At 54.4% G+C, this 16554-nt stretch carries 13 protein-coding genes; 8 read left to right on the forward strand and 5 right to left on the reverse strand.

Features of this window, described 5'->3' with window-relative positions; genetic code table 11:
- Positions 1–18: 18 nt before the first annotated feature.
- Both AC4G46_RS06020 and AC4G46_RS06025 read left to right on the forward strand, forming a co-directional pair.
- Positions 19–1998, forward strand: a complete 1980-nt coding sequence (locus AC4G46_RS06020; protein ID WP_491127127.1) for a GTP-binding protein — start codon at positions 19–21, stop codon at positions 1996–1998.
- A 447-nt stretch (positions 1999–2445) separates the two neighbouring features.
- Positions 2446–2703: a hypothetical protein gene (locus AC4G46_RS06025; RefSeq protein WP_090715402.1), complete on the forward strand. Its 258-nt coding sequence runs from the start codon at positions 2446–2448 to the stop codon at positions 2701–2703.
- A 169-nt stretch (positions 2704–2872) separates the two neighbouring features.
- Here the strand turns inward: AC4G46_RS06025 and AC4G46_RS06030 are convergent, their stop codons facing one another.
- Positions 2873–3361, reverse strand: coding sequence for a DUF1003 domain-containing protein (locus AC4G46_RS06030; RefSeq protein ID WP_491127128.1), 489 nt, complete (start codon positions 3359–3361; stop codon positions 2873–2875).
- Between the two features lie 351 nt (positions 3362–3712).
- Between AC4G46_RS06030 and AC4G46_RS06035 the strand changes: the two genes are divergently transcribed.
- Positions 3713–4429: a sensor domain-containing protein gene (locus tag AC4G46_RS06035; RefSeq protein WP_491127129.1), complete on the forward strand. Its 717-nt coding sequence runs from the start codon at positions 3713–3715 to the stop codon at positions 4427–4429.
- A gap of 84 nt (positions 4430–4513) precedes the next feature.
- Here the strand turns inward: AC4G46_RS06035 and AC4G46_RS06040 are convergent, their stop codons facing one another.
- The gene (locus tag AC4G46_RS06040; RefSeq protein WP_491127130.1) at positions 4514–5068 is read right to left on the reverse strand and encodes a CGNR zinc finger domain-containing protein; all 555 of its coding nucleotides are present in this window, start codon (positions 5066–5068) and stop codon (positions 4514–4516) included.
- Positions 5069–5323: 255 nt separating this feature from the next.
- Here AC4G46_RS06040 and AC4G46_RS06045 point away from each other — a divergent pair, with 255 nt between their 5' ends.
- Together AC4G46_RS06045 and AC4G46_RS06050 are read left to right on the forward strand one after the other, a co-directional pair.
- A complete protein-coding gene (locus AC4G46_RS06045) occupies positions 5324–5815 on the forward strand; it encodes a DinB family protein (RefSeq protein ID WP_491127131.1) in 492 nt (163 codons plus the stop codon).
- A gap of 160 nt (positions 5816–5975) precedes the next feature.
- A complete protein-coding gene (locus AC4G46_RS06050; protein WP_221803806.1) occupies positions 5976–6143 on the forward strand; it encodes a hypothetical protein in 168 nt (55 codons plus the stop codon).
- A gap of 121 nt (positions 6144–6264) precedes the next feature.
- Here AC4G46_RS06050 and cmpA read toward each other — a convergent pair whose 3' ends face one another.
- On the reverse strand, positions 6265–6402 hold the full coding sequence (gene cmpA / locus AC4G46_RS06055; RefSeq protein ID WP_491127132.1) for a cortex morphogenetic protein CmpA: 138 nt from the start codon (positions 6400–6402) through the stop codon (positions 6265–6267).
- 112 nt (positions 6403–6514) lie between these two features.
- On the reverse strand, positions 6515–6874 hold the full coding sequence (locus AC4G46_RS06060; protein WP_090715390.1) for a hydrolase/acyltransferase: 360 nt from the start codon (positions 6872–6874) through the stop codon (positions 6515–6517).
- A 132-nt stretch (positions 6875–7006) separates the two neighbouring features.
- Between AC4G46_RS06060 and AC4G46_RS06065 the strand changes: the two genes are divergently transcribed.
- Positions 7007–7480 carry a SprT family protein gene (locus tag AC4G46_RS06065; protein ID WP_491128805.1) on the forward strand — a complete coding sequence of 158 codons (474 nt, stop codon included), beginning with the start codon at positions 7007–7009 and terminating at the stop codon, positions 7478–7480.
- Positions 7481–7484: 4 nt separating this feature from the next.
- On the opposite strand, the gene AC4G46_RS06070 is transcribed toward AC4G46_RS06065, so the two are convergent.
- Complete coding sequence (locus AC4G46_RS06070; RefSeq protein WP_491127133.1) at positions 7485–8150, reverse strand: pentapeptide repeat-containing protein; 666 nt, start codon at positions 8148–8150, stop codon at positions 7485–7487.
- Between the two features lie 118 nt (positions 8151–8268).
- Here AC4G46_RS06070 and AC4G46_RS06075 point away from each other — a divergent pair, with 118 nt between their 5' ends.
- Positions 8269–9420: an amidohydrolase family protein gene (locus AC4G46_RS06075; protein ID WP_491127134.1), complete on the forward strand. Its 1152-nt coding sequence runs from the start codon at positions 8269–8271 to the stop codon at positions 9418–9420.
- A gap of 210 nt (positions 9421–9630) precedes the next feature.
- The gene (locus AC4G46_RS06080; RefSeq protein ID WP_491127135.1) at positions 9631–16512 is read left to right on the forward strand and encodes an S-layer homology domain-containing protein; all 6882 of its coding nucleotides are present in this window, start codon (positions 9631–9633) and stop codon (positions 16510–16512) included.
- The last annotated feature ends 42 nt before the right edge of the window (positions 16513–16554 follow it).

Raw genomic sequence — 16554 nt, forward strand, 5'->3', positions numbered from 1 at the left:
CAGGACTGGAGACAATAGATGAATCAGCAGCAACGCGCAGAGCGTATGAATATCGGGATTTTTGCCCATGTCGATGCCGGGAAGACGACGACTACGGAGCATATTTTATATGAAAGCGGACGTATCCGCGCACTGGGCAGTGTGGACAGCGGTACGGCGGTGACCGATTCGATGGAGGTGGAGCGGCAGAGGGGCATATCAGTCCGGGCGGCATTGGCCTCTTTTAGCTGGAAAGGGGTACAGGTGAACCTGGTCGATACGCCGGGGCATGTTGATTTTCTGTCTGAGGTGGAGCGGAGCCTGCGGGTGATGGACTGCGCGGTACTAATCCTCTCGGCGGTTGAAGGTGTACAGGCACAGAGCGAGATGATTTGGAATGCGCTGCGCAAGCTGGGGATTCCTACGCTGATTTTTGTCAATAAAATGGACCGGACCGGAGCGGACCCGGAAGCAGTACTGGCACAGGCACGGACCTATCTGTCGGGTGACATTATTCCGGTGCAGCAGCCGCTCGGCAGGGAGCAGGATTATCGCGGGGCAGCGGATTTGTGGTCTGGTGAGTCGGATACGGATGCACGGACAGAGCTGCTGGAGACGCTGGCGGAACGGGATGAGTCGCTGCTGGAGCTGTATATGACGGGCGGGGAGCCGGATCTTCTCTACTGGAAAAAATACATGCAGACCGCCGCTGCTGCCGGGCGTCTGTTCCCGCTCACATACGGAGTTGCGGCTAGGGGAATCGGTATTACGGAGCTGCTGGATGCGATGATTGACTATTTTCCGAGGGCGGGAGGTGCGGCGGAGGAGCCGGTGTCCGGCATCGTCTACAATATTCAGCGGGATAAAAGCATGGGCCGGATGGCGTTTGTCCGCCTGTATGAGGGAACGATCCGCAACCGTGATACGGTAACGAACTACTCCCAGGGGATTGAAGCCAAAGTAACGCAGATCCGTAAGGTGGAAGGCGGCCGCACTGAGGATGTCGGCGCGCTTGAGGCTGGCGACATCGCGGTAGTCTACGGTCTGTCCGGCGTGCGGATCGGTGATGTGCTGGGCCGGCCGGATGCGGTTCCGCAAGAGGCGAAGCTGGCTGTGCCGCTGTTGACCGTGCGGGTGTTCTGGGGCGCAGACATGGACGACCACAAGGTAATCGGCGCGCTGCAGGAGCTGGCGGACGAGGATCCGCAGCTTGGCGCCGAGTGGCTGCCGGAGGAGCGCGAGCTGCACATCAAGGTGATGGGGCCGATCCAGCTGGAGGTGCTGGACAGTGTGTTGCAGAGCCGATACGGCCTGAAGGTCACCTTCGGCCAGCCGTCGGTGATCTACAAGGAAACGCCGCGCACTGCGGGCGAAGGCTATGTCGCCTACCTGATGCCGAAGCCATGCTGGGCGATTCTGCGGTTTCATATTGAGCCGGGGCCGCCGGGCAGCGGCCTCGTATATGAATCGGTCGTGCGCAGCTCCGACCTGCTGCCGCAGTATCAGAACGAGACGGCGCGCCGCGTACCGGAGGCACTGCAGCAGGGGATGTACGGCTGGGAGGTCACCGACCTGAAGGTGACGCTGGTGGAGGGGAACCATCATGTGTGGCATACCCATCCGCTGGATTTTGCGGTGGCTACGCCGATGGGCCTGATGGACGGGCTGAACCGGATCGGCACCCGGCTGCTGGAGCCGATTCTGGCTGTGCGCATCGTTGTGCCGGAGGAGAACGCCGGCCGCGTGATGAACGACCTCGTGCAGATGCGCGGCAGCTTCGAGCCGCCCGTACTGCAGGGCGAGCGGATGATCATCGAAGGCCGGCTGCCGCTGGCCACGTCACTGGATTATCCGGTGACGCTCAGCTCCTACACGAAGGGGCGCAGCACCTTCGCTTCCGCTTATGCCGGCTACGAGCCGTGCCCGCCGGACGTCACCGCCGAGCGCACGCGCCGCGGCGTGAACCCGCTGGACCAGGCGAAATATATTTTGAGTGTGCGGAAGGCGTTGCAGGGGTGAATTTGCTTGCCGCGCGGGGGCATTGGAGGGCTGGCTGAGTTGACAGAATGGCAATGGGCTGACTGGCAGATAGGCTGACCCAGCGCTATCATTCCGGCCTGACTACCCTCGCCAGCGGACAAGTGTACTTTGTGCAACTAAAATGCCGATATTTAGAGTGTTTCGCGAGTTAAATGTATTTCATACAACTAAAACGGCCCGAATTCACAATTATCAGTGATATGGGTAAATATAGTTGTATAGAATGCAGTTAATCCTCCGAATCCCCTTAAAGGTCCATTATAATTGTACAGAGTGCAGTTATTCGTAATCTCAGGCGTCTGCCCAAGGATTTTTGAAGATATAAGCAAATAACGGTTTACTCTTAACTGTATCTGTTTAAATTTCCGTAAATAAACAATGAGTCACTGAATAAACTATATTATTTAGAGATGAGGAGACTTGCGAATGGTCATACTTGGAACCATCGTTGCAATTGTAACCGCTATCATTATATCCTCCTTCCTTGGTCCGTACGGGCTGCTTACGATGCTTGCGGTGGGTTTTGGTTTCTTGTTCAGCATTCACGCCAGAGTCAGGGAGGTACAAAGTGATCTGAAGCTGATTAAGCAGCACTTGGGGATAATGGAGACAAAGGAAGCTGTCGTGAGCAATGAAGAAATTGAGGCGGAGCTGGAGCGGGAGATGGCGGTGGCCAGAGAGTAGATAACTATCCAATGTAGAATAAGTGCGTGCCCTCAGCGGACAGGAAACTGGAGGGGCGCACTTTTTTATGGCTTAGGCACAGCTTTTGATGCATAAATAACTCTGACCTCATACATTAAAAAAATTTAGAATTACGCATTGACGTTAAATGATTCTCGATAGCTTGAAGCTAGTTATCGATTTTGTGCAGTTTCTCCTGCATTTCAAGATTCTCTTTTTCGGCTTTATAGTTAATCGCGATATGCAGCATTTGTTCCTGTTTGTCCTTTATAGTTTGCCTGTTTTGGCTCATTTGGATCATTGCTGCTTGAAATACCGCAAAGACGGATAAACAAAAGCTGAGTATAAATAAGGAACTGCGGCTGCTGTCATACGCGAGCCATAGAATGACAATCAGACCGAAACTGATAACAAATAGCCAGCTGCCGCCCAATTTCGCAACCCAATCCGCAAAACGCTCCCCATGCCCAACCTTTTGTTCCTGTTGTTCATGCAGATGGGATTTGATGCTGCCTTTGTATTCATTAACCATTGAAGCAACCCGCTTTATATCGTCTTCGTTTGGTTTCTGCTTGGGGTATTTCTCAAGTTCCCTCAGTAGTGAATCCGAATGCGCTGTATGATCAAAGTTAGAGTTCATCGAGCGCTTGGATTTCATCTCATATCACTCCTTTTTGGTTCCATTTCTTATACCCTAATTCACCTCCCCGCATTCACTTTTTGCCTTTCCTCTTTATTCCTGTTTAAAAAACTGCCTATAGCATGGTACGATGCTATATCTTCGTACTGTGCATTAACCTCAGCGCAATCAGATTTGTTATAAGCGCTTTAGTCATAACATTATTGGATTCATGCTGCCTTGGATATGTAGACTTAAATTATCTGTTGCTCAGAGAAACAAATCCTAGCCTTAGGTCTGGTTCAACTCCATTCCATAGACTGTTTTTAGCCTTCTCTTCACCACGTATAATGAAAGTAATTGAAAAACGTGAGAGGAAGGACAGGGAAAATGAATGATAAAGTGTATACTAGGCCGATTGGAATGCTGGATTCCATACAAGTTCCTGTAGAATCACAATCTAAACCACGCAAACGTGGAGGAAGTCCCAAGACATATCGGAGTATTTTGTATTTCTTAATATCATTGCCGATCACGATTGTCTATTTCGTGTTTATGGTGACAGGGCTAGCGTTATCCATTGGATTAACACCGATTTTCATCGGTATTCCCTTGTTTTTTGCAGTAGCTAAGGGATTAGATTACATTGTAAAATTTGAACAAGAGCTAGTAAGATCATTGCTGGATATTCCTAGATCGACCGAAGAACACAGATCAGATATGCAGAAGGAGGTAGCAGGGTTCCTTCAACGAATAAAGCTGGGTTTTCATGGTGCGGATTTTGCACGTAACATTATGTTGATTATGGGGCGGTTTGTTTCCAGTATTGTCTTCTTTTCATTTACGGTAGCTATGGTAGCGACTGCATTGAGTCTGATTACACTACCAGTGCTACATCAGATTTTTCTGCAAACGATGGATTTGAACATTCTTGAGAATAATGTATTTACTTTGTTTAATATCCACTGGACATTACCTCAACAGTACATTTCTTATGTTGTAGTAGGATTGGTCGTTGCCGTGATCGCATCTTGGGCGATTCGGTCGCTTATGGATGTGCAGCGTAGAATGCTGCTTGTACCCTACGAGGAAGTACAACGGTATTAATAGTAATGAAGAGGGTTGTCCCTAAAGCCATGAAATGGTTATCTGGGACAGCTCATTTTTTAGTGCGCCCATTATGCGCTATCTCTACACCCCAGCCTTCCTCCGCGCCCGGAACCGCCGCACCTTCATGAGATTCCCGCACATTTTATCATCGCAATACCGCTTTGAGCGGTTGCGTGTATCATCATAGTAGACCCAGAGACAGTCGGGATTGTCGCAGATGCGGATGCGGGAAGGTTCCTTCTCCAGTACAGCATCGGCAAAAGACGCGGCGATCTCGGCCATGATCTGTCCCCAATCGCTGCACTGCGGCAGGAGGGCAAGCTCTGGAGGCTTGTCCGGATTACGGACGATTTGCCGGATAACCGGACCTGCCGTCATATAGCTGTTAAGCTGGTCAAACAGTGACTGATCCGGGGGAACTCCCTGTACAAGCTTCTTGACTTCTTCCCAAAGCAAGCTGCGCAACTCTTTAAGCTGCTGCAATTCCTCCGGTTTTGCCGGTGCAGCTGCCGGCAGCCCGTGTTGCTCTAGCCACTCCGCCAGCCACTGCGGATCGTCCAGTCGGTCACGGTCCAGGCTCCGGTCGCCGGTCCGCCAGTCCCGCCAATAGCTGTTAATGTAATCATCCCAGAGCATTGGATATCCCTCCTCCCGCAACTTATTCCGTAATCATTGTTCTCTTGATTGTAACAGTTAAAACTAGGTATTGCTAGTTACTTGATTCAGCTTTGGAGTTGTGCTATATTTTCGGTGTAACTATTATTTATGAATTTAAGTGGTTACAAAGGATGAATCAATTATAGCTGAGCTGAATACTAAATACGAGACAATGGACAATGAATGTACTAAGCATTTTACGCTAACCATTAATAACCCCACAGGAGGTATATCATGCAAAACAAAATCAGCGAAGTACTGCTGCAAAACTGGGATTATGCCATGGACACCGAGGACTGGGCGCCGCCGCTGAGTGATGCGCTGGAGGGTGTAAATGCCGGACAGGCGGTCTGGAAGCCGGGTGAAGCGGGCAACTCGATCTGGGAGACGGTGAATCATCTGACTTATTACAAGGAGCGTCTGCTGCGTAAGCTTAAGGGGCTTCCGAAGCTGCCGGATCTGGAGAGCAACGATGCCACGTTTACAGTAACAGAGAGCGGGGAAGAAGCCTGGACACAGGCTGTCACCAAGCTGAAATCGGTTCATGCATCCTTGCGTGAGATTATTGAAGCGCTGGAAGAGGGCGCGTATGACTGGGGCGGTTCCGGACACGCTCCCGGCGAAGAGGTCATGAGCCTTATCCTGCATGACTGCTACCATACCGGTCAGATTGTTCTGATCCGCAAGCTGCAGGGCTCCTGGCCGTCAAACCGCAGCTTTAACTAGGACTATTCAGTGTACCGTAATTCTCGCTAATCTTTAAGCCGCACCTCCTGCTGCCTGAGTACATTCCGGGCGCCGCGGGGTGCGGCTCTTTGTTTCAAGAAGAAAAATCCGGGGTTAATGGATGTCATAACAGCTTGATAATCGAAGGGAGAGATTGATAATGGATCCGAATTACAAGGACAGAAGTGTTGAGGTTGAACGCACGGAGGTACGCAAGCACTCGGACTCCAGCGCTGTCGCATCCACCTTTATTAAATACGCCGCTTATATCATTATTATCTTTGGTATCCTGTTCTTCCTGGTGCGGTACGTCTTCCCGATGTTTTAATTAGAGGGTGAGCAGACACTCGCCACTGTGCCACTTACTGAAGTCAGCTGTGACTGCCACAGTACACCCAATCCAAAAAGCCGCGCCTACCTGATGGTAGACACGGCTTTTGCTTTCTAAACTATACATCCCGCTGGGTAAATTCCCTGGGATCACCGGAGTTACGGTAAAAGAACCAGCATTCGTTGAGCATTTTGATCTGGCGCCGGTCTTTTTTGAAATAAGCCTTCATCAGTTGATGGCAGAGCCACTGCGGCAAGTGTACCCCTCCTTATGAGCATGCATCCTATGTACAGATAGCATATGGGGAAAGGTGCCCAATGGTGCGGCAGCGGGTAAGAATTTGCTTGATCCGTCTTAAACAAAAAAGCCTAATGCACGCCTTCTTCTTCCTCTTCGTACCACTGCTCCAGCTGCGCCTGCAGTGCGCGGATTTCGGTCAGCAGCGAGATGAGCGGATATTCCTTCTCCTGAATGGAGGCAAAAGCGCTCTCCAGCCGGTTGATATACCCCAGCCCAGACTCCAGCACATCCCCTTCACGCAAAAGCTCCAGCGCATCGCATTCCGCAACCGCCAGCGGCAGATCCGGCACATTGTCGGCGGTCAGCTTGGCAATCTCCTTATTCAGGCGCAGATTTAGCGCACTCAGCTGGTACGCATACTCCTCAGGCATTTCTACAAACTGCAGTTCCTGGTGCTGCTGCAAAATTACATACCGCATTTTCGGCATTCCCTATGTCTCCCTCCGTACTTGTCTTCCTTCTTGACAGTGTAGCCTATGGGCAAGTTACAATTCAAGTGGTGATGTTATTTTGCATATGTAAAAAAGGGGGCGGACGCTATGACCAGTACCAGCATCAGTATGAGCAACGAGGAGTTGCAGCAGTGGATCGAGCGGGTATCGCTCAGCAGCTTCGGCGTGCCGTTCCGGCACAAGGCCAGCTTTAACAGCAGACTGACGACGACGGGCGGACGGTATTTTACCAAAAGCCATAATATAGAGATTAATCCGCAGCAGCTTGCCATCCATGGACATGAGGAGACGGAAAAAATCATCAAGCATGAGCTCTGCCACTATCACCTTCACCTGGCGAAGCGGGGGTATATGCACCGGGATGCCGATTTTAAAAGCCTGCTGGCCAAAGTCGGCGGCAGCCGCTATTGCCAGACCCTTCCCGGAGCCAAGGCGCGTAAGCCGCAGCCTTACCGGTACAAGCTGGTGTGTACGGCCTGTGCCATGGAATACCCGCGCAAACGGCGGGCCGATCCGGCACGCTACCGCTGCGGCAAATGTGCCGGCAGGCTGAAGCTGCTGACGCTCGAAGCCGGCAAATAATCCGTTATTTAATGACAAGGCCCAGCAGTCCGGCAAAAGAAGCCGCCTGATCGGCAGAAATAATGCAGCCCGGCAGGTCCTCAAGGTCCACCAGCAGTCCGGTGAATTCACAGCTGCTCAGATCGGTATCCTTCAGCCTGACTCCGGCCATGACGGCCTGGTCTATTTTGCAATCCTCAAACGCGACTTTCTGAAAGTCGGCCTGATAATAATCGGCGCTGTTCAGCGAGCATTGCCCGAAGGCGGTAAGCTTGAGCTTGCTGAACCGGAAGCTGGCGAAATCGCAGAGTGAATCAATTACAGAGACATTCTGGAAGCGGGCGCGGGTAAAGTCGGTGCCGATCATTTTACAATGTCTGAACTCGGTCCGGTGGATAAAGGCTTCACTGAAATTTACATTAGAGAGGTCGCAGTTCTCAAAGATCACATCCGTCAGCTCAATGGCGCGGAGTGAGGATTCGCTGATGATCACATTTTTGAATAATACCTTGTCAAAAGAGACCTTCTCGGCTTCCTGATACTCCAGCTGAATATCGCTGATCTGGCAGCGGCTGTATTCCTCTTTGGTCTGCAGTGCATCTATAGGCTGCAGCGGCAAAAGAGCGGTGTCCGTGATTTTCGGGGTTTCGATTTTATCGTTTTTTTCAGCTTTATCCGTCTTGTTCTTCATGAATGCCTCCAGGTAACAAACGTATATAAATGAAGATTACCTTCATCTGGTAATTATTATGCGGTAAACTCTCTCCTGAATGCAAACAAACATTCTGTGCTGGAGGGTTTATTTTCTCATGAAAAATGAAGCAATTGTGCTGAGAAACGGGACGTTGATCGATGGAACCGGGGTCCGGCCTATACCCGACGTAACGATTGAAATCGTAAAGGGCCGCTTCAGAGCCATTACACAGCAGGAGACAAGCAGCCGGATTAGGAATGAAAATGTACAAGAAATCGATTTGAGAGGGCTTACCATCCTGCCGGGAATGATACATGCCCATGCGCACACCAGCTTTAAATGGGTTCAGGGCCAGCCGCTGCACGGTTACCATAAGGAATATCTGTCTGCCTGTCTCAGGGAGGGGATTACTACGGTCCGTGACGAAGGCATGACAACGGACGCAACGATTGATGATGTGATCTTACATACAAATCAGCTGGACAGCCGGGTTTTTCCCAGAGTCCTCACCTCAGGTAAAGTGTTCACGGCTCCCGGAGGATACGGCGGACAAGCGCCTATAGGGGTTGCAAGTGTGGAGGAAGCCAGAGTTAAGGTCCGGGAGGTACTGGCGCAAGGCGTTCATTTTATCAAAACAGCACTGGAAGACGGCTACGACCCCAGCACCTTCGGGCTGCCCAAGCTTAACCAGGAACTGCTGCAAGCCATTTGTCAGGAAGCCGCAAAGAACGGAGCGCATGTGTCTGCTCATGTAACCAGCTCACGTAATCTGCAGATTTTAGCCGATGCCGGGATTAACGATGCTGCGCATATGGTCTATGACCGCCTGGACGACAGTCTGATCCGGCAGATGGTAGAGCAGAACATCCGGATCGTTCCTACGCTAACTGTACTGCAGATGTTCCAGGATAAGTTCGGTGCGCCGCTGCTGCAGCAAGGGCTGGATAATGTCCGCAGGTTTGTCCTGGCAGGCGGAGAAATTGGCTTGGGGGATGATTTTGTGGAAGAGGAAAGTCCTTGGTACCGGCTGGGGATGCCTTGGGAAGAGATCCGTCTGTTAGGGGAGGCTGGTCTTACCCCGATGCAAATAATAGTGGCAGCAACCTCTACCGGTGCAAAAATAGGCAAAGTATCTCATGAGCTCGGAACAATCGAACCAGGCAAGAGGGCGGATTTATTTGTTGTTGAAGGAGATCCGCTGTCTGATGTAGGGAACCTCCGAAACGTAAGATTAGTGATGAAGGACGGCCAGATCGTTGTTTCTTAAAAATATATTTCTTCTATAATATAGCGGCAGCCGGGAGAGCGATGTTTTGCTTTTTTGTGGCTGCTGTTTCTATATTTATAACAGATAGAACGAGCCTGGCCGGATCTCCGTAAAAATACACCTGTGCCGAGTACAATCACACCTCGTTTTGTAAACGCTGTCAACCTAAGATGAAAGGGAAGTCCATTTTGGCTTAGAGGGGGCGCATTTATGAAACGGTTCAGGTCACTGGTGGCGGGGCTGCTGGTGCTGCTGCTTATGCTTCCGGATCTGTCTGCTTTTGGCGCGGGAGGAAGTCCGGCGGAGGCTGCAGGTGTCGGGGGAACAGGGGCGGGGCAAATTCCGGCAGGCACAGTCCTGATCAAGAACAAGTGGAAAAGCAATTATCTCTACGAGACCAGCGGAGGGATCGTCCGTTACGGAATGACGAATCCGGCAGATACCTCAGCGCACTGGAATGTCGAAACCACGGAGGGTGTATCCCGGATCAAAAATGTCAAAACAGGCCACTACATCACGCTCGCCGGTAATGCCGGCAAAGAGGACTCTTTGAAAGCAGCGGCTAGTGCGGGTGGAGGGAACGCATCTGAACAGTGGCTGATTGATCTCTCGAACAGAAGCGGGTACATGGTCATCCGCAGTGCTACTGCGCCCGAGGGCAAGCTGGTCATCCATCAGGAAAATCAGCTCGGCTATGCCCAGGTCAGCCCGGATATCAATGTGACCTTCGAGAGCCCGCAGTGGGCCTTTATTGATCTGGGTGCAGCGCCAGCGGTGCGGCTGGAAAGCCGGATGCGTCCCGGGCAGGTTATGTATGAAGAGGAAGGTAAAGTCCTTTACGGCAAAGCAGCGCTGGGCAATGAGGCTGCGCAGTGGTTTCTGGAGCCGGGAGAGAATGCCGGAACCTTGACCATCCGCAACCGTGCGACAGGGCATTACATCAAGCAGAACACGGAGCACTGGCTTGGTGTTTTTGCGGATGTTATTGATCCGGCGGACGAAGGATTAAGTGAATGGGTTCAGGAGGCCGCTCCCGGTGAAGACGGGCCAGGCTATATCACACTTCGCAACCACCGGCTGACCGACGGGGGCAAAGAGCTGTGGTTGAATCCCCAGTACGGCGACGACAATAATGTACGCTCCAACAACTGGCCGGGCTGGGCAGGCAATCACAGTGCACAGTGGATGATCGTGCCGGTTACCGAGCTGCAGCCTGTGCGGATAGCGGCCTATACCGATGCGCAGACGGCAGCGGATTACCTCTATGAAGCTTCCGGCGGGGCGTTAGCGCATGGGGCGATTACGCCGGATGCGGCTAATGAGAACAGCTATTTATGGTATGCCGAGGATTATGACGGCGATAAACGGATACGTAATGCGGCGAGCGGCCATTATCTCTCATACACAGGGGATACGGTACAAGCGCTCACGCTCAGCGAAAGTATGCTTTCCGACCGGTGGGTGTTCAATGAATCTGACGATTACGATGACTATCAGACGATTGAAAATGTGCAGAGCCCGGGCGTCTATCTGGCGATGCTGGCAGGCGGCGGTGCCGGTGCCGGAACGGATGCCAGTACACTTGCGGCGCAGTGGCAGCTGCTGGACCCAAGCACTCCAACAGATAACGCCGAGCATTATTACCGGATTCAGAACGGCTGGCAGTCTTTTTACTGGTACGAGAGCAAGGAAGGGCTGCTGAAATACGGCAATATGCAGGAGGACGGCTCTGACCAGTGGCTGGTGGAAAAGGATAACGGCCGAAAGCTGTTCAAGAACCGCAAGACCGGACACTACATCAATATAGCGCAGATGCCGGACGGACATATTCAGGTGAGCCCGCTGGCAGACAAAGCCAATGTGGATCAGACCTATATCTGGACCGGAAAAAATACCGGTGACAGCACCTACGTTATTTCCAGTGTGCTCGACAAGGAGCCGGGAAAACGGCCCGAGAAATATATTTCTCTGCAAAACCTGACCAAATATGCCGAGTACGGTGTCATTAATCCGGATTGGGGCAGCCCGAAATGGAGATTCGTCGCGGTGACGGAGAAGAAGCAGGATCTGTTCCGCTTCAAGCTAAACAGTGTGAACGGGGAAGATCAGTATTTGCAGGATGGTCCTGTTCCGGCTGTGCAGGAGAATGAACGGAAGCTGGCAGAACACGGCGCTACGGTTACGGAGGACGTGTATGCCCGGCAATCCGGTGCGGAGGTGCAGGCTGCGGACCCCGGGCAAGAGAGTGCGCTGACCGCGGAGTTAGGGGAACCGGTTGAGCAGAAAACGAAACTTGAAGCTGCTGATGTTGACATGACGGTCGGCCGGGCGACTTACGGTACGCTTGATCCGGAGGATGACAGCTTTGTGTGGCAGATGCAGGAAATCCCGGGCGCCGGCGGAGCGGTAAAGCTTAAGAACAGGGGCACAGGCAGATATCTCTCGCTGCAGAATTTCGGTGAGGCGATCGAGCAGGAGAGCCCTGAGCTGGCTGTACCTACAGAGCAGACGGTCTATGATGTCTGGGCCAGCATCCGGTGGGTGGTGGATATGCAGCCATCAGGTGTTTCTACTATTAAAAGCGCCTGGGCGGGCCATTATCTGTACGGTGCATCCGGTACGGACGGCGAGCCGGTCATTAGGATCAGCAAGGCTGACGGAGCCGCCGGTATGGACAGTGCGCAGTTTACCGCCGAAGCGGTGACAGAAGCTCCGCCGGCTGTTCCGGCTGATCCGGTCAGATTCAAGAATGCACAGACCGGCGACTACCTCTATGAGAATGAACATGGTGTAGTGCTATACGGACAGCCTGCGGCGGATAACGGTTACTCGCACTGGACGATTTCGGACGGAGCGGGCGGTCCGTTCATTGTGAACCGGGCTACCGGTCATTACCTGACGCTGAACGGGGATTATTCGTTCCTGGAAGGCAGCACTGAGCCGGATACGCACGGTGCTTCAGCCTGGAAAGTAAGCTTGAGCGCAGATTACCGCAATTACCTGATCTGCAGTTTATACGGGGAATATGACGATGAACTGATCAATCTGAGCAATAAAACAGGTTATGCCGAGCGCGGCCTGCTGCTGGACAGCGAGGCATCCGCGCAGTGGGCGCTGGAAGCAGCACCGGCCGAATTCAACAGACCGGCTGGTGAGGCGCGGAACAGTGATACCTCCACACCCGTTCAGGATGATACCAACATTGTGAGGATCACACCGCAAGCACCGGCAGGGAAAGTACTGGCAGAGAGGGATGGCCAGCCGGTTTATGCAGACAGCGAGGACTTGACTGCTAAGGCGGAGTGGCTGGTGCAGGATGTTAACGGCCGCAAAAGGATTAAAAATGTGCAGACGGGTCATTATCTCTCACTTGATGAAAAAGGTGCTGCTGAGCTGACTTCCGGCGGCGGGGAGGCCTCGCAGTGGTATATGGAAGAGAAGCTTGGCCGGATACTGATCAGCAGCGCAGACCGGAGTGTTGTGTTCGCTGTGGACGGCAATGAGCAATGGAGCTTTATGCCGGTGCCAAAGAATATTGTGTATCCAGGCAAGGATGCCTTCCGTGGCAACGGGCTGCTGCGTTTTGCTGTAAATGTGGAGAAGGCCGGAGAGTACAGCGCGGTACTCCGCTATAAATATGCAGCTTCTGCAGGAGCTGCACTGGATGTAACCGTGAACGGCCTCCCGCAGGGTACAGCTGCGTTGACGGCTGGCGGTGGTAACTGGCAAGAGGTAACTGTGAAGCTGGCGCTCAGGGCTGGTATTAATACAGTTACGATCAGCAGCGGCGATGGTGATTGGAGTAAGGTATCCGTTGACAGTCTCACAGTCAAGGACAGTGTGGCCAAAGCCTATCGCGGGGCTACAGTTCCTTATATCAGCTATGAGGCAGAGGATGCAGTTACGAACGGTGAGCTTATAGGCCCGTCCCGCAAGTACCGCAGTGTAGCCTCGGAAGCTTCCGGGCGGCAGGCGGTAGTGCTTAAGGATACAGGCGATTATATCGAGTTCACCCTTGCTGAGGCAGCGAATGCCATCGTGCTCCGTTATTCCATTCCGGACAGTCCGGACGGTGCAGGGGCTGAGGAGACGCTGACGCTGGTGGTGAACGGCAAACGGCAGGAGCTGAGCCTGACCTCCAAATATGCTTGGGAATACGGCAGCTATCCGTGGTCGAATGATCCAAGGCAGGGCAGCGGGCACCGCTTTTTTGACGAGATTCATGCCCTGATCGGTGATGCTCCGGCGGGGGCTGTGATCCGTCTGGAGAAAAGTGTGCAGGATCAGGCAGCCTCTTATGTTATCGATCTGGCAGAGCTGGAGCAGGTTGCCCCTGCACTGGAGAAGCCCGAAGGGTATCTGTCTGTGACCGATTACGGCGCAGTTCCTGATGATGAAGGCGATGATACTGCCGGCTTCAAGGCTGCGCTGGCTGCGGCAGAAGCAGCCGGAAGCGGTGTCTGGTTCCCGGCGGGCAGCTTCAATGTGGGAGACGGGCTGCTTGATCTGGACCATGCAGACATCCGCGGAGCAGGGATGTGGTACACGACGCTGAACGGGGCCAAGTTCTACGGTCACGGAGGGAAGGTCCGCGTCCATGATCTCCTGATTGACGGCGGGATTAATGTGCGTGACGATGAGGCGGTTACGAACGCTTTTCACGGGGCGTTCGGGCAGGGCTCGCTCATCCAGAATGTCTGGATCGAGCATACAAAGGCCGGATTATGGCTGACCCAGCCGGGAGGCGAGAAAGCCCGGACAGACGGCCTGCATATGGTCGGCCTACGCATCCGCAATCTGATGGCGGACGGCATTAACTTTGCCGTGGGCACAGGCAACAGCATGATGGAGCAGAGCGACATCCGTTATCCGGGAGATGACGGGATTGCCATGTGGTCTTTTACCGATGATAAGCTGAGTGACGTTAACGGCAGCGAGCGGACGCCGAGCTTCAATAATACAGCCCGCTTCAATACCGTTGCGCTGCCTTGGCTGGCCGATAATATCGTCGTCTTTGGCGGCCGGGACAACAAAATCCAGGATAATATCGTCAAAGACACCGTAACGAACGGTGCGGGTATTGCGGTATCGACCCGTTTCTCGGCTGAACCGTTCCAGGGAACTACGGTGGTGGAGCGCAATACGCTGCTGCGCACCGGCAGCTATGATTCCGGTTATGGTGTCAACTTAGGGGCAATCTGGCTGTATGCAGGCGAAAGTAATCTGAATGCCGATGTGCAGATCCGCGGCAATACCATACTGGACAGTACCTACTCCGGATTGGTTACACACGGCAATATGAGGCTGGACGGTGTTGTCCTCACGGACAACATCATTGACGGGGCAGGCACAAGCGGCGTGGAAGTGACGCCGGAGCTGACCGGCAGCCTGCTGATCGACAATCTGATTATCCGCGGGGAACGGATGAACCTGCTGGCTAATCCGGCAGCCGGGTTCGCTGTCCGTGAGAAGAACCAGGGTATCGCTACTGCCGTTAAGCCGTTCGCCGTTAAGCTGGCTGACGGGCAGAAGGGGCCGTTTATCCTGAAGCAGGGCATGGCTGTGGAATTGCAGGTACTTGATCAGGCGGGCGCTGACATTACTGCACAGGCTGAATTCAGCTTTGCAGATGCAGGTACAGCCGGCTTTAAGGACGGCAGGTTGCAGGCTGTTGCAGCGGGGAATACCCTGCTTACTGTGAGCGTGAACGGCAGCTCACGGGTGTATGACCTGGCTGTGCTGAAGCCGGACGATACGGAGTCCGGCAGCCCCGGCGGCACCGGAGGCTCCGGCGGCAGCGCAGGAACTGGCGCTGCTGCGGCGGACGGTGACGCCCGCCTGAGCGCTGCTGCTGCCGCCGGGCAGCGCGAGATCACGGTCGCTGCCGGTGCCGGAGGCACGGCGCGCTTCAGTGCAGCCGCCCTGCGGAGCGCGGCTGCGGCAGTGCCCGGCGCCGTGCTCGTGGTCACGAGCGGCGGCGCGTCCTACCGCTTTCCGCTGCACCGCGCGGAAAGCGTGCTTGAAGCGGCCGGCCTTGCGGACGGCACGCTGGAATTTGCGCTGGCTCCGCTTAGCGGCGCAGCGCTTGAGAAGCTGCTTGCCGGTGCAGGCAAGCAGGACCTTGCGGTGAAGGGTGTGCCGGCAGGCTTCACCCTGAGCGTACTCGGCGGCAGCGGCGCAGCCGCCGTGCCGGTCAGCGGCTTCGGCGCTGCTTACGCAGAGCGGACGCTGACCGTGGAGGAAGCGGTCAGTGCAGACCGCGCAGCAGCGCTGCTGTACGACGCACAGACCGGTACCTTCCGGTATGTGCCGGCCCTGTTCGAGACGGCCGGCGGCGTAACGAAGGTTACCGTCAAGAGCAGTGTGGCCGGAGGCGTAATCGCGGTTGCGCTGCACCCGGTCAGCTTCAGCGACCTCTCCGGCCACTGGGCCAAGACCGAAATTGAGCTGCTGGCCGGCAAGCTCATTCTGAACGGCCGCGGCGCCGGAAGCTTTGCGCCGCAGCAGACCGTCAGCCGGGCCGAATTCGCGGCCATGCTGGTGCGCTCGCTCGGCCTGCAGCCGGACGCTGCGGCTGACGCCGCCGCCTTCAGCGACGTGCCGGCCGGCGCCTGGTTTGCAGCCGATGCCAGAGCGGCTGCTGATCTGGGCCTGGTGCAGGGCTACGCGGACGGAACCTTCCGTCCGGAGGCTCCGGTCACCAGGGAGCAGCTGGCGGTGATGGCCGCCAGAGCGCTGAAGCTGGTACAGTCCGCTTCAGCTCTGTCTAATACCGCACCTATCGTAGGCACCGGCGGAACGGCAGCCACTGCCGTTGCATCTGGAGCCACCGCTGTCGGCGGAACGTCAACTGCCACCGCCTCAGCGAGTGGTGCCACAGTAGCCGCCGCAGCACCAACCGCCACCGGCAGCTTCACCGACGCTGCCGACACCGCTTCCTGGGCCCAGGAAGCGGTGAACACCCTGACCGCCGGAGGAATTATGCAGGGACGGCCTTCCGGCAGCTTCGCGCCGCAGACCGTCACCAGCCGTGCCGAAGCGGCGGTCATACTGGCCCGGCTGCTGCGGGCCGGCAAGCTGCTGAACGATTAATCTTGTTCATCCTGCCTTAATGCAGCGCCCCCCAAAAAAGCC

Source organism: Paenibacillus sp. fava2, from assembly GCF_058313675.1.